Below are 20,438 nucleotides of genomic sequence, written 5' to 3'. Positions count from 1 at the left end.
CCGTTTCCACTTACACTATTCGCCCCAGCATAGCTGGGGGATTAGACTTTTCATTCAAGAACTTATGAGTCATATGAAGTATGTAAAGGACGCGTCCAAAGACCATTTTGCGGTTGCTTCTGAGTATATCAGAAATATGATTCCGGAGAAGACAGACCTGTCCAGCGGAAGAATCTGTGTACGGGTAGAAATGGATGAAACCTGGTACTATGAGATTCTAAGCGAGATGACAGGCGTGGATATTTCTGATGAATATGAATTGATTCATACCATGCAGGAACTGGCAAAAATGAAAGAGGAATACGTCAAAGTAAAAGGCGCTATTTCCTCGGTTCGCGGTAAGGGATACGGTGTGGTAACTCCGGACAAAGAAGAGATAAAACTGGAAGAACCCGTTGTTATTAAACAGGGCAGTAAGTATGGGGTTAAAATCAAATCCATCAGCCCTTCCATACATATGATTCGCGCCAATATTGAAACAGAAATTGCGCCGATTGTGGGCAGTGAAGAACAGGCAAAAGATTTGATTTCTTATATTAAGGCCAGTGATGAGCGAAAGGAAAGTATCTGGCAGACGAACATTTTCGGCAAATCCATCGGACAGCTGGTGGAGGATGGGATTCACACAAAACTGGTGCAGATTGGAGATGAGAGTCAGGTAAAACTCCAGGACACCATGCAGAAAATCGTCAATGACAGCAAAGGCGGACTGGTGTGTATTATCATTTAAAAACAGAGAACTGCAGCACTGAAAAATGGGGCGTATCCATTGGATAAGCTCCGTTTTTTAGTGCCGCAGCAGCTTTCATAAACCTTTAAGATATGATAAAATAAAGAAAAATATACTTTATGAGGAGGAGAAAAGGCTATGGCAGATTCCAATTATGAGAAAGTTTTCCGACAGTACCAGGAGTGGTTTTTGCAGGACAATCCAAGGGAAACAGCAGACTTTCTGGGGTTGAAAACAGACAGAGAGTATCTCTATATTCCCTTCTTTGGAGAATTGTGTACCATTACCTTGAAAGACGGAAATATTGGAAAAGCAGACGGTTCTGCAGTGCCTGTAGAGGACAGGCTGACCATCATGCAGCACCTGCATTATCATAAAAAAGATGCCAGGGAAAGTACAAAACAGGTTCCTTTCCGTGAAATTAAAGAAGCAGCCGTTTTTGAAAAAGCCTACCAAAAATCAGCTCTGCTGCCTCTTGTACGAAACTTTTCGGGAAAGACGAAAGAACTGCTTCGGGCGGGATTAAGCATAAAAGGAAAACAGGAGCGGTTTGGGGATGTCAGCTTTACGCTGCAGGCTTTCCCTAAAATTTCTCTGACTTATATATTCTGGGATGGGGATGAGGAATTTCCGGCTTCCGCAAATATTCTTTTCGATGACCAGATTGCAAACTGGACACATCCGGAAAGTGTGCCGGTACTGGCCGAAACCGGTACCAGGAAACTGATAGAGGCCGCAGGAGGAGAACGTGGATTTTGGGTAGAAAGATAATGGTTTGCGTTGACTTTTATTGTAGAAAATTATATAATGAATACGGTTATAAATAGAAAAAAAGCTGAACATTTCCATGGAAACAGGAGAATTTCCTGTGCAAGTCCGTTACTGTAAAGCCAGATACATGAAATGTTCAAGGAGTGGAAGCATTCTGCGGCAACCGGATACTTCCAGGAATAATGAATAGAAAAAGCCGTTGTCTTGACAGGACAGCGGTTTTTTTCGGCAGGAATGAAGTGAGGAAACTATGACAGGAACCACGGGACTGGAAGGGTACTACAGTATTAAAAACAATAAAAAAATGCGCTATGGCTATACCACCGGCTCCTGCGCAGCAGGGGCTGCAAAGGCAGCGGCGTTTATGCTTCTTTTAAACAAATACAAAGAAACAGAAAGCCTGATGACGCCCAAAGGAATTCTTCTATCCCTGAAGATTCTGGATATTACCAGGGGAGAAAACTGGGTTTCCTGTGCTGTAGAAAAAGACGCAGGAGATGACCCGGATGTGACCCACGGGCTGAAAATTTTTGCCAAAGTAGAGAAAATTTCCGGGAAAGAAATTATCATCGACGGCGGCGTTGGCGTGGGAAGAGTGACGAAAAAAGGATTGGAACAGCCAGTAGGCAGTGCAGCAATCAATAAAGTTCCCCGTGCCATGATACAGAGGGCTTTGGAAGAAATCTGCAGCCAGGCAGACTACGAAGGCGGTCTTCTGGTAACCATCAGTGTGCCAAAAGGAGAACAGACCGCTGCCAGAACCTTTAATCCCCGGCTTGGGATTGAAGGGGGGATTTCTATACTTGGAACTTCTGGAATTGTTGAACCTATGAGTGAAGCAGCCCTTATCAAAAGCATTGAAGTGGAGATGCGGCAAAAGGTAGAAAACGGAGCCGAATATCTTTTAGTGACCCCGGGAAATTATGGTGTAGCATACATAAAAGAACATATGAATCTGCCTTTTTCAGAGAATATGAAATGCAGCAATTATGTGGGAGAAACTCTGGATATGGCTGTGGATATGGGGGTAAAAGGGATTCTTTTTATCTCTCATATCGGAAAGTTTGTGAAGGTAGCAGCAGGAATTATGAATACCCATTCCCGCTGTGCGGATGGCAGAGCCGAAATACTGGCCGCCAACGCCCTAAGGGCCGGAATTTCCATGGAAGGGGCCAGAGAAATTCTGAATACCATTACCACAGATGAAGGACTTACCGTGATACAAAAAGAAGGGCTTTTAGAGCCGGTTATGGGAGAGTTGATGGATCGAATCAGCTATTATCTGAATCATAGAACCTATGGAAGACTGCAGACAGAAGCGGTATTGTTTTCCAATGAATTCGGATATCTGGGAGAGACAAAAGAAGCCAAAACTCTGGCTGAACTGCTGCGGCGGCAGTATCCCTGCTATACAGAAAAGACAGAAGAAAAGGAGAAAAAAACATGAATGGAAAATTATTGGGACTGGGCGTAGGACCCGGAGACCCGGAATTATTAACCATAAAGGCTCTGCGGATAATACAGGAAAGTGACGTCATTGCTGTTCCCGGAAATGAGGTGCAGGAAAGCGTGGCTTATCAGATTGTAAAAGGTGTATATAAAGAACTGGATAGCAAACCGTTGATTCCCATAGCTATGCCTATGACAAAGGATAAAGCTGTATTGGAAGCAAACCATGAGAAAGCAGCTGATGACATAGAAGCCTGCTTAAAAGAGGGAAAACAGGTTGCATTTCTGACGCTGGGAGATCCTACGGTTTATTCCACCTATATGTACGTCCATAAACGGATTCTAAGCCGGGGATATGAGGTGGAAATTGTCAGCGGAATCACTTCTTTTTGCGCAGTAGCAGCCAGATTAAACAGGAGTCTTGTAGAAATGGCAGAGCCGCTTCATGTGATTCCGGCTACTTATAAAGCAGATGAAATGAATGAGATTCTGGCCCTTCCGGGAACCAAAGTTCTGATGAAAACAGGCAGAAAATTAAAACAGGTAAAAGAGAGTATTTTAAACAGCGGACAGTCTGCGGTTATGATTGAAAACTGCGGAATGGAAACAGAAAAAATATATGAGACTGCAGAGGAAATACCCGATGCGGCAGGTTATTATTCACTGATTATTGTGAAGGAAAAGGGGTGAAAACATGATACATTTTGTGGGTGCAGGAAGTGGAGCTGCAGATTTGATTACACTTAGAGGAAAGAAATTTCTGGAGGAAGCAGATGTGGTCATTTACGCCGGTTCTCTGGTAAATCCTCAGCTTTTGGAATACGCAAAAGAGGGCTGTGCAATTTATAACAGCGCGAAAATGACGCTGGAAGAAGTGCTGGAGGTTATGTTTCAGGCAGAAAAAGAGGAGAAAATGACTGTGCGTCTTCACACAGGAGACCCCTGTCTTTACGGGGCTATTCGGGAGCAGATGGATGTTTTGGATGAAAAAGGAATTTCCTATGATTACTGTCCGGGAGTCAGTTCTTTCTGCGGTGCGGCTTCTGCCCTGGATTTGGAATATACACTTCCCAATGTATCTCAGAGCGTTATCATTACAAGAATGGCTGGAAGGACGCCGGTACCGCCAAAAGAGAGCATCGAATCCTTTGCTGCTCATCAGGCTACCATGGTTGTATTTTTAAGTACGGGTATGCTGGAAGAACTCTCCAGGAGACTGATAGAGGGAGGATACCGTCCGGATACACCGGCTGCTATTGTCTATAAAGCCACCTGGGAGGATGAAAAATCTTTCGTGTGCACGGTGGACACCCTTGCGCAGACAGCCAGGGAAAATCATATTACGAAGACGGCTCTTATGATTATCGGCGATGTGGTGGCCCATCATTCTTATGACCGTTCCAAGCTGTATGACCCGGAATTTACTACAGAATTCAGAGAAGGAAATTCCCCGTTATAAGACACAAAATCTTGCCCAAGAACTATGGAGGTAGATTATGAAAATATCAATTATCAGCTTCAGCCAGTCCGGATACCGGCTGAGTGAAATGCTGTACTGGGTATTAAAAGAACGTTCTTATGAAGTGACATCTTATACGAAAAGCAAGTATACTAAAAAGGTGCTGGATGAGTCCCAGCTGGATGAAGAATCCAGAGATTTCAGAAACGTAAAACAGTTTGCAAAACCGGTGGATGAATCCATCCACGAGTGGACCGGACAGCGTTTTCAGGACAGTGATGCCATTGTGTTTGTGGGGGCCTGCGGCATAGCTGTGCGCAGCATTGCTCCTTTTGTAAAAAGTAAAAAGATGGATCCGGCTGTGGTGGTGGTAGACGAACAGGGACGTTTTTCCATTTCCCTTTTGTCCGGGCATCTGGGAGGAGCCAATGAACTGGCAGAAGAGGTTGGTGAGATTGTGCATGCCCAGCCGGTAGTCACAACGGCTACGGACTTAAATGATAAATTTGCAGTGGATATCTTTGCAAAAAAGAATGGTTGCTATATCTCAGATATGGTGCTGGCAAAAGAAATTTCTGCCGCTGTACTGGCCGGAAAACAGGTGGGATTTGCCAGTGACTTTCCGTGGATTGGGGAACTTCCTGCAGAGCTGAAGCTGTGTGGAGAAGAGGAAGAAGAAAAGCCGGAGCTTGGTATTTGCGTTACCTCTGGCTATTTGGAACATCCTTTTGTACACACTCTTTATTTGATACCCAGGGTGGTTACCACAGGAGTAGGCTGTAAAAAGGAAACCCCAAAGGGAACAGTGGAAAATGTAATCCGCAGAGCCTGTGACGAACTGCTGATTCCTTCTGTGGCTATGGAACAGGTAACCAGCATTGATTTAAAGAAAGAAGAACAGGGGATTTTGGAATACTGTCAGGAACGAAACCTTCCTTTTATTACCTACACGGCCGAGGAACTACAGGAAGTAGAAGGCACATATGCCCAGTCTGATTTTGTAAAAGAGACAACAGGTGTGGATAATGTGTGTGAAAGAGCGGCTCTTCTTGGCAGCAGCAGAGAGGGAAAAGGAAGACTGATACAGAGAAAATATGCACAGGACGGCGTGACTGTAGCCCTTGCGATGAAGAAATGGAGTGTGAATTTTGAATAAATTATATGTGGTAGGTATCGGGCCCGGTGCCTATGAAAAAATGACTATTGAAGCCTCACAGGCTTTGCAGAAAAGTGATGTGATTATTGGATATACCGTGTATGTAGACTTGGTAAGAAACCATTTTCCGGGAAAAGAATTTATGACAACACCGATGAAAAAAGAGGTAGACCGCTGTGTTCTGGCCTTTGAAGAAGCCATGAAAGGAAAGACGGTTTCCATGATTTGCAGCGGAGATGCAGGTGTGTACGGCATGTCCGGTCTGATGTACGAAGTGGGAGTCAAATATCCGGAGGTAGAACTGGAAATTATTCCGGGTGTCACTGCAGCTACAGGGGGAGCGGCTGTTCTTGGAGCGCCGCTGATTCATGATTTCTGCCTGATTAGTTTAAGCGATTTGCTCACTCCATGGGAGAAAATTGAGGCCCGTCTGCTGGGAGCATCCCAGGCGGATTTTGTGATTTGCCTGTACAATCCTTCCAGCAAAAAACGGCACGATTATCTGGAAAAAGCCTGTACATTAATGATGAAGTATAAGTCTCCCGATACTGTTTGCGGAATTGTAGGAAACATTGGACGGGAAGGGGAAAGTATGCAGGTCATGACACTGGAAGAGCTGAAAAATACCGGAGTGGATATGTTTACCACGGTGTTTGTAGGAAACTCCCAGACAAAAGAAATCAATGGAAAAATGGTAACACCGAGAGGCTACAAAAATGTGTAAAGTCATTATTTTTGCCGGGACAACAGAAGGCCGGCAGATAGCAGAATTTCTGAATCGAAGAAAGATTTCCGCGCTCATTTGCGTAGCCACGGAGTATGGAGAGCAGCTTTTGCCCGCTTCCGATACATTAGATGTTTCCCATAACCGCCTTTCAGAGCCGGAGATGGAATCGCTGATGAGGGAAAAGGGCAGTCCTTTGGTATTGGATGCCACCCATCCCTATGCCGCAGAAGTGACAGAAAATATAAGAAAAGCCTGTGAACAAACAGGCTCTCCTTATGTGAGAGTGCTAAGAGAAAATACTGCAGAGAACATGGAAACAGAAAGCCTTTATGCGGGCAGTGTAGAGGAAGCCGTTACACTTCTGGAACATACAAAAGGGAATATTCTGGTGACAACAGGAAGTAAAGAGGCGGAGAAATATACGGCGCTTTCAGATTATAAAAAGCGGGTATTTCTGCGGGTTTTATCCCTTCCCAATGTAGCGCAGCAGTGTGCAGCACTAGGCTTTGAGGGCAGGAATCTTATCTGTATGCAGGGACCGTTTTCCATGGAATTAAATGCAGCTATGCTTCGGCAGCTGGACTGTAAATATCTGGTAACGAAGATGTCGGGCAGCACCGGAGGCTTTCAGGAAAAGATAGAGGCTGCCAGAAGCTGCGGCTGTATACCGGTGATGATTGGCAGACCGTTAAAAGAAGAAGGGATTTCTCTTATACAGTGTAAAAGGCTGCTGTGTGAGAGATTTTCGCTTTCCTCTCAGGCAGAAATTACTCTGGTTGGGATTGGAATGGGAAGTGAAAAAAGCCGTACCAGAGAAGCTGCAGAGGCTGTCCGGGGAGCGGATTTGCTGATTGGAGCCAGACGTATGGTGCAGTCCTGTGTCGGAAGAGGACAGGATGTGTATGTGGAATATGACAGTGAAAAGATTGGAAATTATATCCGTCTTCATCCCGAATACGAGAAGATTGCCATTGTCTTATCCGGAGACACCGGATTCTACAGCGGCGCCAGAAAGCTTCTGCAGGTGTTGGGAAATCAGGTAAAAGTGGTATGCGGAATTTCTTCTCCGGTATACTTCATGAGCCGTATCCAAAAGACCTGGGACGATACTATACTTACCAGTGTCCATGGAAAACATACAGAACTTGTGGGGCTTATCCGCCGTCACGAAAAGGTATTTTCCATTCTGGGAACCTCAGATGGGATTGCCGAACTGGCAGAAAAGCTAATAGCGTCAGGGCTGAAAAATGTCCGTATGTATACCGGAGAAAGACTGTCCTATGAGGATGAAAAAATCAGACAGGGAGGGCCGGAGGATTTCCTGGGATATGAAGCAGATTCTCTGAGCGTAGTCTATGTGGAAAATTCCGATTATGAAAAACTTCCTGTCACCCATGGCATTTCAGACAGTGCATTTTTGCGGGATAAGGTTCCCATGACAAAGGAAGAAGTGCGTACTGTATCGCTTTCCAAGCTGCGCTTATATGAAGATTCTGTCTGCTATGACATAGGTGCAGGAACTGGTTCGGTGTCTATAGAAATGGCGGTGCGGGTCTTTTCGGGAAAGGTCTACGCCATAGAAAAGAAACCTCTTGCCGTAGAGGTTTTAAAGAAAAACAAAGCAAAATTCGGTGTGGGAAATCTGGAAATTATAGAAGGTATGGCCCCGGAAGCCATGGAAGATTTGGAACCTTGTACCCATGCGTTTATCGGCGGTTCTTCGGGAAATATGAAGGAGATTATCCGTCTGCTTCTGAAAAAAAATCCTTGTGTGCGGATTGTCATAAACTGCATTGCACTGGAGACACTTTCCGAAGCCTTACAGTGCTTAAAGGAGCTGCCGCTTACGGATACAGAGATTGTACAGATTGCGGCAAGCAAGGCAAAAAGTGTGGCCAGTTACCATATGATGATGGGAGAAAATCCTATTTATATTATTTCCTGTACCGGAATTGGCGCTTTAGAATAAGAGAGGAAACGTTTATGAAGAACATACCTCGTTTTTTAATCACTGCAGGGGCCAGCGGCAGCGGAAAAACACTGGTAACCTGCGGAATTCTTCAGGCTTTTAAGAACAGAGGGCTTTCTGTGGCCTCTTTTAAGTGCGGCCCGGATTATATTGACCCCATGTTCCACGCCAAAGTGATAGGAACTGCCTCAGCGAATCTGGATACTTTTTTTACAGAGGAGGAAACCACCCGCTATCTGCTGGAGGAAAACAGCAGAGGATGTGAGATTTCTGTAATGGAAGGGGTCATGGGATATTATGATGGAGTGGGAGGCACAACCACAAAAGCCAGCGCTTATGATTTGGCAAAGGTGACAAAGACCCCTGTCGTATTACTGGTAAATTGCAAAGGCATGAGTGTTTCTATTCTGCCGTATATCGAAGGGTTTGTAAAATATCAGAAGGACAGTGGGATAGAAGGCGTTCTTTTAAATCAGATGTCCCCCATGCTGTATCCCAGAGTGAAAAAACTGATAGAAGACCAACTTTCTATTTCGGTGTACGGCTATATTCCCCCAGTGGAAGAATGTGATTTAAAGAGCCGTCATTTGGGATTGGTATTGCCGGATGAGATAGGGGAACTTCGGGAAAAACTGAACCGTCTTGCCGCTGTTCTGGAAGATACTGTAGACCTTGACGGGCTGCTTCGACTGGGGAAATCAGCCCCGGATTTGGAAGTGAAAACGCCGGATTTTTTAATAAAATCCAATATGAAACAAGAGAAATCTCCGGTGCGTATCGGGGTTTCCAAAGATGAGGCGTTCTGCTTTTTATATGCCGACAATCTTCGGATTCTGGAAAAAATGGGAGCAAAAATCTGTTATTTTTCTCCTTTGCATGAGGAGCATCTTCCAAATGATTTGGACGGGCTGCTGCTCTGCGGCGGCTATCCGGAGCTTTTTGGAAAGAAACTGGAAGAAAACGAAACTTTACGGCTGGAAATTCGGAAAAAACTGCAGCAGGGACTGCCTCTTTTGGCAGAGTGCGGAGGCTTTATGTATCTGCACGATACCTTTGAAGATATGGAAGGAAATTTCTGTAAAGGCATTGGGCACATAACCGGAAAGTCCTATCGCACTCCCCGGTTATCCCGTTTCGGATACATTCAGGTGAACAGCAAAAACGGGAAGCTGTTCGGAACCGATACAGGCAGCTGCCCGGCCCATGAATTTCACTATTTTGATTCTACAAACTGCGGTACAGACTGTTATGCTGCAAAACCGGAGAGCAGCAGAGGCTGGGACTGCCTGCATGTTACAGATACTATGCTGGCAGGCTTTCCTCACTTTTATTATTACGGAAATCCCCGGCTTCCTATGGCTTTTACGGATTGCTGCAGAGCCTACAGAAAACATAAGAAAGAAGGTTTATAAAATGAATTTACAGGAGACTATCGAAAAAATTAAGCCGTTGAATCAAGAGGCTATAGTGTATACCCAAAAGCGTTGGGACAGCATTGCACATCCCCTTCACAGTCTTGGAAAGCTGGAAGATATGGTAGTACAGATTGCCGGTATTACAGGCAGCCCGGATGTGCAGAAACCCAGAAGAGTGCTGGTTCCCATGTGTGCAGATAACGGTGTGGTAGAGGAAGGTGTTACCCAGACCGGACAGGAGATTACAGCTCTGGTGGCAGAGAATTTTCTTCAGACAAAGGCGGCCTCCAGCATTATGTGTAAAAGTGTAGGCTGTGATATTTTTCCTGTAGATGTGGGAGTGGCTTCAGAGGTTAGTATCCTGAACCGCAAAATCGCATACGGCACAAAAAATATGGCAAAAGAGCCTGCTATGACCAGAGAACAGGCTGTCCAGGCTGTGGAAACAGGTATCGAAATTGCGGAAATGATGAAAGAAAAAGGTTATGATATCATTGCCACAGGAGAGATGGGAATTGGAAATACAACCACCAGCAGCGCTGTTGCGTCTGTGCTTTTGGACCTTCCGGTGGAAACTATGACCGGACGCGGCGCAGGACTTTCCACACAGGGATTTCATAAAAAAATCCAGGTTATCAAGGACGCCATTGCCCTGCATAAGCCGGATAAAGAGGATGCCTTAGATGTACTGTCAAAGGTAGGCGGCTTTGATATTGCTGCCATTGCAGGTCTGTTTTTAGGCGGTGCAGCCTTACAGATGCCGGTGATCATTGACGGTGTAATTTCAGCTACCGCAGCGTTGGCAGCGGCAGCAATCTGTCCTCTTGCAAAAGAATATATGCTGGCTTCCCATGTATCCAAAGAACCGGCAGGCTCCCTGCTTTTGGAAGCTCTTGGAAAGGAAGCACCTCTGCACTGCGATATGTGTCTGGGCGAAGGCACCGGAGCTTTGAATCTCTTCCCCCTTCTGGATACGGGACTGGCTGTGTACAATGGCATGAGTGATTTCAGCGGCTGGGGTATGGAGGCCTACAAACCTTTAGATTGATGGAGCACAGTATATGATTACAGTCATTACAGGAGGCAGCGGCAGTGGGAAATCTGCCTATGCCGAAAAAATAGTTACGGATTTTGGAGACCTGGAAAGGATTTACATTGCCACCATGTTTCCTTTTGATGAGGAAAGCCACCAGCGAATTGCCCGCCACCGCCAGATGCGGGCAGAAAAAAAGTTCTCTACCATAGAGTGCTATACCGGATTGAAAAATCTGAAAATTCCACCCAAAAGCTGCGTGCTTCTGGAATGTATGTCAAACCTGACGGCCAATGAAATGTTTCAAAAAGACGGGGCAGGAGAGCATACCGTGGAAGAAATTTTAGAGGGAGTAGGCAGCCTGCAGACCCAGGCAAAACAGCTGGTAATTGTGACAAATGAGATATTTTCAGACGGCATTTCCTATGATACAGAAACACAGAGATATGAGAGTTATCTGGGGGAAATCAATCAAAAAATTGTTGGTATGGCGGACTGTGCCGTTGAGGTGGTTTATGGAATTCCTCTGTTTTTTAAGGGAAATGCAGAAAAATTTACAGAAAAGAAGGACAGATAAATGGGACGATTGTGGAACAGTTTTAAGATTGCGTTTTCGATGTATTCCAAAATACCCATGCCGAAAAGTGAATGGACAAAAGAAAATATGCGCTACATTATGTGCTTTTTTCCTCTGATTGGCGTGATTATCGGGGGACTTACCTGGCTGTGGGGGTACTTTGGGAAAGTTCTTGTCAGCAGCCATGTTTTTTATGCGGCTGTTCTGGTTCTGATACCGGTAGCGGTAAGTGGGGGAATCCATCTGGATGGGCTTTTGGATACCTCAGACGCTCTTCATTCTTATCAGCCCAGAGAACGAAAACTGGAAATTTTGAAGGACTCCCATGCAGGCGCATTTGCTATTATTACAGCAGTGGTGTATTTCCTTTTATACCTGGGTGTGTACAGTGAAATAACGCTGAAAAGTCTGCCGGTGGTCTGCATTGGCTTTGTACTTTCCAGAGCCTTGGGAGGCTTTTCCATAGCCGCATTTCCCATGGCAAAAAACACAGGGCTGGCAGCCGCTTTTTCCGATGGAGCACAGAAACAATGTGTGAAAATGGTATGTGCGATTTACGGAATTCTCTGCGTTGTCTCAATGCTGGCTTATGACCCTCTCATTGGAGGCTGCGCGGTTCTTGGAGCTGCTTTGGAATATCTGTATTACTACAAAATGTCTATGAAAGAGTTCGGCGGCATTACAGGAGATTTGGCGGGTTTTCATATGCAGATGAGTGAGCTGGTTATGGCATTCTTCTGCGTTGCGGGAGAAATTATCAGCAGATTTTTATAGAGAAAAAGGAAAGGATACGAGGATGAAATTAATCATAGGCGGTGCATTTCAGGGAAAAAAAGAATACGCAAAACAGCAGTTTTCTCTTCAGGAAGACCAGATGAGAGATGGAAAAGAAGCTGATTTTGAAGAACTTTTCCGTGTTCCCTGTCTTTACCATTTTCATGAATGGATTCAGAAAGGGCTGAAGCTGGGATGGGATTTTGACGGGATTACCGAAAGGCTTTTACAGGAAAATCCTGAACTGATTCTTATCTCCAATGAACTGGGATACGGGGTAGTTCCCATGGAGGCTTTTGACCGGACTTACAGAGAAACAACCGGGAGAATCTGTACAAAAATAGCTGCAGAAAGTCAGATGGTTATCCGGGTTGTCTGCGGTATGGGAATGGTGATAAAAAATGCTTAAAATCATACTGATACGTCATGGAAAAACTTATGGAAACACCAAAGGAAGATACATCGGGTCAAGGACAGATGAGCCTTTGTGCCGGGAAGGAAGAGAGTCTCTTCAAAAGAGGAAATATCCCAAAGCAGAGCTGGTGTATGTAAGTCCTATGAAACGCTGCATGGAGACTGCACAGTGCATTTATCCGGGAATTTCCATGGAAAGCAATGCCTTTTTAAAAGAATGTGACTTTGGATTATTTGAAAATAAATCCTACGAAGAACTGTCTGACTGTCCGGAGTATCAGGCCTGGATAGACAGTAACGGGACTCTGCCTTTTCCAAAAGGAGAGTCGCAGGAAAGCTTTAAAAAACGCTGCTCCAGAGGATTCGCCCAGTGTGTGGAGCAGGCCCTGCAAAGAGGGATTCAGCAGGCTGCCATGGTTGTGCATGGAGGAACCATCATGAGTATTCTCTGTGCTTTTGCTTCTCCAAAGGGAGCATATTTTCAGTGGCAGATTGGAAACGGCGAGTACTATGAATTGACGATTGAGGAAGAAGTATGGAAGAAAGAACAGGCAGTCAGCCTGGTGAAGAAAGGAACTTTTGGCAATGATTAAGTGGACTGCAGCGGCCCTGATTTTGGGCTTTTTAATAGATTTGCTGCTGGGAGACCCCAGGTGGCTTTACCATCCCGTGCGTATCATCGGAAACAGTATTTCTCTTCTGGAAAAATGGCTGCGGAAAGTATTTCCTGCCACAAAACAGGGGGAACAAAAAGCCGGGCTGGTACTGGTAATGCTGATTTGTGCGGGCAGTGGTCTGATACCGCTTTTGCTTTTATGTGCCGCATATAAAATCCATGTGGTTCTGGGCTTTTTGGCGGAAACTTTTTTCTGTTATCAGCTTCTTGCCACAAAGTCTTTGAGGGACGAGAGTATGCGGGTATACAGGGAACTGAAAAAGAAAGATTTACCGAAAGCCAGATACGCAGTTTCCATGATTGTAGGAAGAGATACGGCAGAACTTACGGAAGAGGGCGTGACAAAAGCCACTGTAGAAACCATTGCAGAAAATACCTCAGACGGCATTATTGCACCTCTGTTCTATATGGCAGTGGGAGGTCCGGCTCTGATGTTTCTGTACAAGGGAATTAATACCATGGATTCTATGGTGGGATACAAAAATGAAAAATATTTGTATTTTGGCAGATATGCGGCAAAGCTGGATGATATTGCTAATTATATTCCGGCCAGAATCTCAGCCTGGCTGATGATTGCAGGGGCTTATATTACAGGTATGGACGGGAAAAATGCAAAAAAAATTTTTCAGAGAGACCGTTATAACCATGCCAGTCCAAACTCTGCCCAGACGGAAGCTGTTATGGCAGGTGCACTGGATATTCAGCTTGCGGGAAACGCATACTATTTCGGAAAACTTTACGAAAAACCCACCATTGGAGACCCTCTGCGTGCCGTAGAATGTGAAGATATTCCGCGCGCCAACCGTCTGCTGTATGTAAGCGCCGGACTGGGAACCTTCGTGTTTGCTGCTTTGCGTTTGCTGGCAGTGGGAATTTGGGGACTGCTTTAAAGGAGAACATTATGGCAAATTTACATATTCACGGGGGAGATGTATACCGGTATCCCCATATGCTGGATTTTTCGGCAAACTGTAATCCGTATGGAATGCCGGAGGGCGTTAAAAAGGCGGCAAAAGAAGCCGTAGAAAAAGCAGATTGTTATCCGGATGTAGAGTGCACCGCGCTGCGAAAGGCTCTGTCTTTGAAAGAACAGGTACCTATGGAGCAGATTATCTGCGGCAACGGAGCTGCGGATTTGATTTTCGGACTGGTACTGGCATTAAAGCCGAAAAAGGCCCTTTTGCCAGCGCCTTCTTTCGCAGAATACGAGCAGGCGTTACAGGCGTCCGGGTGTGAAATTCGCCATTTCTTTCTGCGGGAAGAAGAAGAATTTGTACCGGGGCAGGACTTTATAGAAGAGATTACCGAAGACACAGATATGGTTTTCTTCTGCAATCCCAATAATCCTACAGGAGTTTTAAAGGATTTGGATTATATAAAAAAGATTGCAGAAAAGTGCAGGCAGTGCGGCACATTTCTGGTATTGGATGAGTGTTTTGTGGATTTCACAGAGCAACCGGAAAACTATACGATGAAGCCGTTTTTAGATGAATATTCCAACCTGTTTCTCGTGAAGGCCTTTACAAAAAAATATGCCATGGCTGGCCTCAGACTGGGATACGGATTTTGCAGTAACACAGAAGTCCTGGAACATATGCACCGCGTCATGCAGCCCTGGAATGTGTCTGTTGTGGCACAGGCAGCAGGCGAAGCAGCCTTAAAAGAAAAGGATTATGCAGAGGAAACACTAAAAAAAATTCAGATAGAAAAAGAGATTTTATTAAAAGGGTTAAAGGCCAGAGGACTTCGTATTTACGGTTCAAAGGCAAATTATATTTTCTTTCAGGGACCGGAAAACTTAAGAGAAGACGGCTTAAAACAGGGTATTTCTATTCGGGACTGCAGCAACTATGTGGGACTTGGGGAAGGATACTACCGGGTTGCAGTCCGGACAAAAGAAGAAAACAAAAAGCTGCTGGATGCGTTAGATGCAATACAGCGACAAAGTGGAAAGGAAGAGGGATTATGGCAAAAGCAATTATGATACAGGGCACAATGTCCAATGCGGGGAAGAGCCTGCTGGCTGCGGGACTCTGCAGAATTTTTAAACAGGACGGGTATAAAGTAGCACCTTTTAAATCCCAGAATATGGCACTTAATTCCTTCATTACAGAGGAGGGTTTAGAGATGGGAAGGGCGCAGGTTATGCAGGCAGAGGCTGCAAAAATCAAACCCTCTGTGCTCATGAATCCCATTCTTTTAAAGCCAACCAATGACATTGGAAGCCAGGTAATTGTCAATGGGGAAGTTCTGGGAACCATGAGCGCCAGAGACTATTTTGCTTACAAAAAACAGCTTCTGCCAAAGGTAATGGAGGCTTATCATAAGCTGGAAGAAGAGTATGATATTATTGTTATTGAAGGTGCGGGCAGTCCGGCAGAAATCAATTTAAAACAGGAAGATATTGTAAATATGGGAATGGCCAGACAGGCCAAAGCCCCGGTTCTTTTGGTAGGAGATATTGACAGAGGCGGTGTTTTTGCACAGCTTATGGGAACTATTTTTCTGCTGGAGGAAGACGAGCAGCAGATGGTCAAAGGCATGATTATTAACAAGTTCCGCGGGGATAAAACGATTTTAGACCCCGGTGTGGCAGCTCTGGAGGAGAAAACCGGAATTCCTGTGGTGGGCGTGGCTCCTTATATGGAACTGGAAGTGGAGGATGAAGACAGCCTGACAGAGCGTTTTGGAGGAAACCAGGAAGTGGACCTTATTGACATTGCAGTGATACGCGTGCCGAGAATCTCTAATTTTACGGATTTTAATGCCCTGGAGGTAATCCCCGGCGTCTCTGTGCGCTATATCAAACATGCAAAGGAACTGAAAAATCCAGACATGATTATTCTTCCCGGAACGAAAAATACCATGGAAGATTTACTCTGGATGCGTCAGAACGGACTGGAGGCAGCTGTACTGAAAAAAGCGGCGGAAGGCAAGGTGATTTTCGGTGTTTGCGGTGGATATCAGATGTTGGGAGAGTCTCTATCCGACCCCGACCATGTAGAAGCCGGAGGCGAAATCAAAGGTATGGGACTTCTGCCTATGCATACTATTTTCAGAGACTCCAAGACCAGAACCAGAGTGCAGGGCCGTTTCCCACAGGTAAAGGGAATTCTCCACACTCTGACGGGAACGGAACTGGAAGGATACGAAATTCATATGGGAGAAAGTATACTTTCAGAAGGAGCAGAACCTTTCACAGAAATCACAGATACTGTGAAAATGGAATCGAAAACAGACGGGGCGGCCTGCAGCAATGTGTACGGTTCTTATGTGCATGGAATTTTTGATAAGGAAGAAGTAGCGAAAAAAATTGTGGAAGCCTTAGGGGAGGCCAAGGGAATGGATGTTTCCCAGATGACCAGCGTGGACTTTGCACAGTTTAAGGAAACCCAGTATGATAAACTGGCAGACGGACTTCGGAAACATTTGGATATGAAGAAAATATATGAGATTCTGGAACAGGGAATTTGAAAGGCGGACAAGTATGAAAGTGCAACTGGAAAATGTAAAACCAAAAGAAATCGAAACCAGAAGTTTTGAAATTATTACAGAAGAACTGGGAGAGAAAAAGCTGACTCCCGAAACCGAATTGATTGTAAAAAGATGTATCCACACCAGTGCAGATTTTGATTATGCAGAGAACTTGTGCTTTTCTGAAAATGCGGTGGAAAAAGCCCTTGAGGCGATTAAAAACGGAGCATGTATTGTAACGGATACCCAGATGGCAAAAGCCGGTATCAATAAAAAAGCACTGGCAAAATATGGCGGAGAAGTATATTGTTTTATGTCGGATGAAGATGTGGCAAAACAGGCAAAAGAACAGGGAAGCACCAGAGCCACTGCCAGTATGGATAAAGCAGCTTCTATGGGAAAACCGTTGATTTTCGCCATTGGAAACGCACCTACAGCATTGGTTCGGCTATATGAACTGATAGAAGAGAAAAAAATTTCTCCATATTTGATTATAGGGGTTCCTGTAGGCTTCGTAAATGTGGTACAATCAAAAGAAATGATTATGGATACAGAGGTTCCTTATATTGTGGCCAGAGGCAGAAAGGGAGGCAGCAACATTGCGGCATGTATCTGTAATGCATTACTGTACATGATTGACAATGAAAGAGATTACTGGAAATAAGGTTTCCGGGAAAGGACCATTATGAAGTGTGAAAGATGCGGGAAAGAACTTTCAGATGCGGATTTATACTGTGACCGGTGCGGACAGGCCGTATTTCCGGAATATATGGATGAGGCGGATGTCTGGGCCTATTATAAATCGGACGAGGAACTGGAACAGATTCTGAAAGGGGAAAAAGAAGGAAAATCTCAGGAGCAAAAAAAGCAGCCGGAGCAAGCCTTAAAAAAAGAGGAAACATCTGCGGAAAACTCGGATGAAGCAGCAGAAAAGCCGGAGAGCGGCAAAAAGGGGTTCTGGGGCAGACGCAAAGAAAAAAAAGAAACAGAGGCGGCAGCTCCTGAAGAAAAAACGGAAGATGGGGCTGTGGAAACAGACAGCAATGAGAGCTCCGAAAAGTTTATAGAGCCGGTAACCGAGACAGAAAACGAGGCGCCGGAAAATACGGAGGATATGGCTGAACCGGAAGAACCCACAGTGCATACAGAAGTTATGACAGAAACGCCGGAAGTCCTGGAGGCGGAAACCGTGGAAACGCTGCCGGAAAAGGCACTTCTGGAGGAGAGCCAGGCTCACAGTGAACTGGAATCTGTTGCTGAAACCGTCAGCAATGAAGAAGAGGAAGAAAACTTTTTTGCAGAAGAGGACGATGAAGAAGAGGATGAAGAGGACGAAAAGGAAAAGCGAAATCTGACGCCGGAGGGCAAGAAAGCCAGAAGACGCAGGATTCTTTTGGCGGTTCTGTTTTTGCTTTTGTGTCTGACAGCGGGCATTTTCCTTAGTCTGCGTAAAATGAAAGAAATGGAGCAGCAGGAAAAAGAATATTATCAGCAGTTGGATTCTGCGGCAAATACAGAAAATACAAAGCAGAAAGAAGCATCAGAAGAAAACACTCAAAAAGCATCAGAAGAACCTGCAGCAGCTGAGGATAAGAAAGAGACGAAAAAAGAAGAGTATTTCAAGCTGGTTTCTGCAGAAGATGTGGATTTTTCCAAGTATAAGAAAATTCAGCCCACATCCACAGAAGAAAATTCCGTAAAACAGTCGGATTCTTACGATTACAGTGCTAAAAGCGCCATTGATGGAGACACAGCCTCTTCCTGGCAGGAAAATGAAGACGGTTCAGGCGAGGGAAAGGGAATCAAACTGACGTTGGATGGAAACCACAAAATACGGTATATAGTTTTGTATCTGGGAAACTGGCGGAGTGATGAACTCTGGGATTATAATTCCAGACCGAAAGAATTGACGATACAGGTGGGAGAAACACAGAAGAAAGATGTGAAGTTTTCCGACGAAAAGAAAAAATTCTGCCTTTCTTTTGATGAACCTGTAGACGCAGCCTTTGTTTCTCTGTATATTAAATCCGTGTATGAGGGCTCCAGATGGCAGGATACCTGTATTTCAGAAATTGAATTATATGAATAAATAATAGAAAGAAACAAACGTGATTATAAGGGGCGACAACACTTGAGGCTGTCGCTCCTTGATTGCTACTTACTGGACTTTCTTTTCTCCTATCTGATAATCATAAATAAAGAACGTCATATCCCCTTTTTCGCCTTTTATGTCTATGATTTGCTTTTTCTCACACCGTCTTGTCAATCCCATGTGTTCATAAAATGGATAATTGCAACTGGTATCTGTGAACAGGTAAAAGTTGGAAATATCTTGCGACTTCATGTAGTCAACAACAGTTTGAAATAATTTTTTTCCCAATCCTTTGCCACGACATTTTTCACTGATTGCAAAGAACGCCAGCTCACCTTTGTACTTCTCTTTACAGGCAGAAAGCAATGCTTTATCGATTCCTTGCACAGCCGCAAATATTTTTGAGATTTCTCGTCCCTCTTTGGATATGTAAAGCGAAACGATAGATTTTAGCCATTTCATACGCAAAGAAAGCCGGCATTTATGGTTTTCAATATCTTTCCCCATGATAATACCAACTGGCTCACCGTTTATTTCTGCAACTTTTGTAAAGGTCTGATTGGTGAGACAACTGCTCAAATAAACTTTTGCCATTTTTGCCGCTGTCTTAGGAGAACAAAAGCGGTCATACTTCCATGCTTCCCGCACTATATTTTCCAGCGCCTGATGGTCTGTTTTCTGATACTCTCTTAGGATAATCTGTTCATTCATTTTTGCTTGTTTCCTCCATTTCTTGCTTTGCTACTTCTCATGGCATATAATAAACCGTACAGTAACAGTACAGTCAAGGGGGATTTTCTATGTTTTTTGATACAAATAAATTATTTACAATCGGACAATTTGCAAAACTGCACGAAATCAACAAAAAAACGCTCATGTGGTATGATAAAGTCGGCATATTAAAACCTGCTGTGATAAAACCGAATGGCTATCGGTATTATACATATCAGCAGAGTTCCCTACTGGAAACCATTCTTATGCTGCGGGAATTAAATGTGTCAATCTCAGAAATACAACACTTTTTGAATAACCGATGTGCGTTTTCTTTAGAAAGTCTGTTGACTGATAAAATAACAGAGCTGGACAACACCATATCTCATCTTAAAGCTATCCGAGCCGTTATGAATGAGAAAAAGCAAAATATGACGCATATCCGCACGTTAGATATGTCCGGCTTCGAAATTGTTGAAAAGACAAAAGCACATTATTTCGTAACTGTCCCTACCACAACGGTTACATCATTTGAAAAGGAAATAGAAATGGTCGTAGATGAAACGAAAAAGTATCAATTACATCGTTTACATGACGCTTCCTATGGAGCTATGTTATCCGTCAAAAATCTATACAATGGCAATCTCAATGACTATTCCTTTTTGTATATTGAATTACCAGAACCAACGCATAAACAGGGACTTCACATACAGCCCAAGGGGAAATATCTAAGGGCTTTTTGTATAGGAGATTGGAGTAAAATTCCAACCCGATATGAAGAAATTCTTTCCTATGCAGAGCAGCATTATTTACAATTTTCCGGCTTTGCTTATGAAAAAGGCCTCAATGAGCTTGTCATTGACACTTTTGATGATTATATTACGCAGATTGAAATACCAGTTCAAACGGAATAGTGTACTGTGGTCTTTCATATTTTGTGAATCACTTTACCGCATATATGGTTAAATTGCCGGATATCAACCATAAAATAGCGATTTATCCGACATTTTG

The 20,438-nt window shown here is 44.3% G+C and carries 21 protein-coding genes; 20 read left to right on the top strand and 1 reads right to left on the bottom strand.

Going from position 1 to position 20,438, the window contains the following annotated elements:
* From G5A70_RS10645 to G5A70_RS10555, 19 genes are all read left to right on the top strand, one after another.
* Positions 1-730: stage IV sporulation protein A (locus G5A70_RS10645; protein WP_226853656.1), on the top strand; the 730-nt coding region annotated here is incomplete at its 5' end.
* A gap of 138 nt (positions 731-868) precedes the next feature.
* Entirely contained in the window at positions 869-1,501 is a 633-nt protein-coding gene (locus tag G5A70_RS10640; RefSeq protein WP_173749625.1) for a DUF3786 domain-containing protein, read from the top strand.
* Positions 1,502-1,751: 250 nt separating this feature from the next.
* A complete protein-coding gene (gene cbiD, locus G5A70_RS10635) occupies positions 1,752-2,948 on the top strand; it encodes a cobalt-precorrin-5B (C(1))-methyltransferase CbiD (protein ID WP_173749624.1) in 1,197 nt (398 codons plus the stop codon).
* Positions 2,945-3,640, top strand: coding sequence for a precorrin-2 C(20)-methyltransferase (gene cobI / locus G5A70_RS10630; RefSeq protein ID WP_173749623.1), 696 nt, complete (start codon positions 2,945-2,947; stop codon positions 3,638-3,640). Before cbiD ends, cobI begins: the two co-directional genes overlap by 4 nt.
* 4 nt (positions 3,641-3,644) lie before the next feature.
* Positions 3,645-4,409 (top strand): precorrin-4 C(11)-methyltransferase, encoded by a 765-nt coding sequence (gene cobM, locus G5A70_RS10625; protein WP_173749622.1) that lies wholly within the window; start codon positions 3,645-3,647, stop codon positions 4,407-4,409.
* A gap of 37 nt (positions 4,410-4,446) precedes the next feature.
* A complete protein-coding gene (locus tag G5A70_RS10620; protein ID WP_173749621.1) occupies positions 4,447-5,565 on the top strand; it encodes a cobalt-precorrin 5A hydrolase in 1,119 nt (372 codons plus the stop codon).
* Positions 5,558-6,289, top strand: a complete 732-nt coding sequence (gene cobJ, locus G5A70_RS10615; RefSeq protein WP_173749620.1) for a precorrin-3B C(17)-methyltransferase — start codon at positions 5,558-5,560, stop codon at positions 6,287-6,289. Before G5A70_RS10620 ends, cobJ begins: the two co-directional genes overlap by 8 nt.
* Positions 6,282-8,261, top strand: a complete 1,980-nt coding sequence (gene cobK / locus G5A70_RS10610; protein ID WP_173749619.1) for a precorrin-6A reductase — start codon at positions 6,282-6,284, stop codon at positions 8,259-8,261. The genes cobJ and cobK overlap by 8 nt, the downstream gene beginning before the upstream one ends.
* Positions 8,262-8,275: 14 nt before the next feature.
* Positions 8,276-9,673, top strand: coding sequence for a cobyrinate a,c-diamide synthase (locus G5A70_RS10605; RefSeq protein WP_173749618.1), 1,398 nt, complete (start codon positions 8,276-8,278; stop codon positions 9,671-9,673).
* 1 nt (position 9,674) lies between these two features.
* Positions 9,675-10,724 (top strand): nicotinate-nucleotide--dimethylbenzimidazole phosphoribosyltransferase, encoded by a 1,050-nt coding sequence (gene cobT / locus G5A70_RS10600; protein WP_173749617.1) that lies wholly within the window; start codon positions 9,675-9,677, stop codon positions 10,722-10,724.
* 13 nt (positions 10,725-10,737) lie between these two features.
* Positions 10,738-11,286: a bifunctional adenosylcobinamide kinase/adenosylcobinamide-phosphate guanylyltransferase gene (locus G5A70_RS10595; protein ID WP_173749616.1), complete on the top strand. Its 549-nt coding sequence runs from the start codon at positions 10,738-10,740 to the stop codon at positions 11,284-11,286.
* Positions 11,287-12,060: an adenosylcobinamide-GDP ribazoletransferase gene (locus G5A70_RS10590; protein WP_173749615.1), complete on the top strand. Its 774-nt coding sequence runs from the start codon at positions 11,287-11,289 to the stop codon at positions 12,058-12,060.
* Positions 12,061-12,082: 22 nt separating this feature from the next.
* Complete coding sequence (locus G5A70_RS10585) at positions 12,083-12,469, top strand: bifunctional adenosylcobinamide kinase/adenosylcobinamide-phosphate guanylyltransferase (protein WP_173749614.1); 387 nt, start codon at positions 12,083-12,085, stop codon at positions 12,467-12,469.
* Positions 12,462-13,067 carry a histidine phosphatase family protein gene (locus G5A70_RS10580; protein ID WP_173749613.1) on the top strand — a complete coding sequence of 202 codons (606 nt, stop codon included), beginning with the start codon at positions 12,462-12,464 and terminating at the stop codon, positions 13,065-13,067. The genes G5A70_RS10585 and G5A70_RS10580 overlap by 8 nt, the downstream gene beginning before the upstream one ends.
* Positions 13,060-14,040, top strand: coding sequence for an adenosylcobinamide-phosphate synthase CbiB (gene cbiB, locus G5A70_RS10575; RefSeq protein ID WP_173749612.1), 981 nt, complete (start codon positions 13,060-13,062; stop codon positions 14,038-14,040). Before G5A70_RS10580 ends, cbiB begins: the two co-directional genes overlap by 8 nt.
* 11 nt (positions 14,041-14,051) lie before the next feature.
* A complete protein-coding gene (locus G5A70_RS10570) occupies positions 14,052-15,134 on the top strand; it encodes a pyridoxal phosphate-dependent aminotransferase (protein ID WP_173749611.1) in 1,083 nt (360 codons plus the stop codon).
* The gene (locus G5A70_RS10565; protein ID WP_173749610.1) at positions 15,116-16,624 is read left to right on the top strand and encodes a cobyric acid synthase; all 1,509 of its coding nucleotides are present in this window, start codon (positions 15,116-15,118) and stop codon (positions 16,622-16,624) included. The genes G5A70_RS10570 and G5A70_RS10565 overlap by 19 nt, the downstream gene beginning before the upstream one ends.
* 13 nt (positions 16,625-16,637) lie before the next feature.
* Complete coding sequence (locus tag G5A70_RS10560) at positions 16,638-17,288, top strand: precorrin-8X methylmutase (RefSeq protein ID WP_173749609.1); 651 nt, start codon at positions 16,638-16,640, stop codon at positions 17,286-17,288.
* A 21-nt stretch (positions 17,289-17,309) separates the two neighbouring features.
* A complete protein-coding gene (locus G5A70_RS10555; RefSeq protein WP_173749608.1) occupies positions 17,310-18,713 on the top strand; it encodes a discoidin domain-containing protein in 1,404 nt (467 codons plus the stop codon).
* A gap of 69 nt (positions 18,714-18,782) precedes the next feature.
* Here G5A70_RS10555 and G5A70_RS10550 read toward each other — a convergent pair whose 3' ends face one another.
* Positions 18,783-19,427, bottom strand: a complete 645-nt coding sequence (locus tag G5A70_RS10550) for a GNAT family N-acetyltransferase (RefSeq protein WP_173749607.1) — start codon at positions 19,425-19,427, stop codon at positions 18,783-18,785.
* 89 nt (positions 19,428-19,516) lie between these two features.
* Here G5A70_RS10550 and G5A70_RS10545 point away from each other — a divergent pair, with 89 nt between their 5' ends.
* Positions 19,517-20,341, top strand: coding sequence for a MerR family transcriptional regulator (locus G5A70_RS10545; protein WP_173749606.1), 825 nt, complete (start codon positions 19,517-19,519; stop codon positions 20,339-20,341).
* Positions 20,342-20,438 lie beyond the last annotated feature (97 nt).

The sequence above is a fragment of the Blautia hansenii genome (assembly GCF_013304445.1).
In the GTDB taxonomy this organism is placed as follows: domain Bacteria; phylum Bacillota; class Clostridia; order Lachnospirales; family Lachnospiraceae; genus Blautia.
This window is presented reverse-complemented; position numbering and strand designations above follow the sequence as displayed.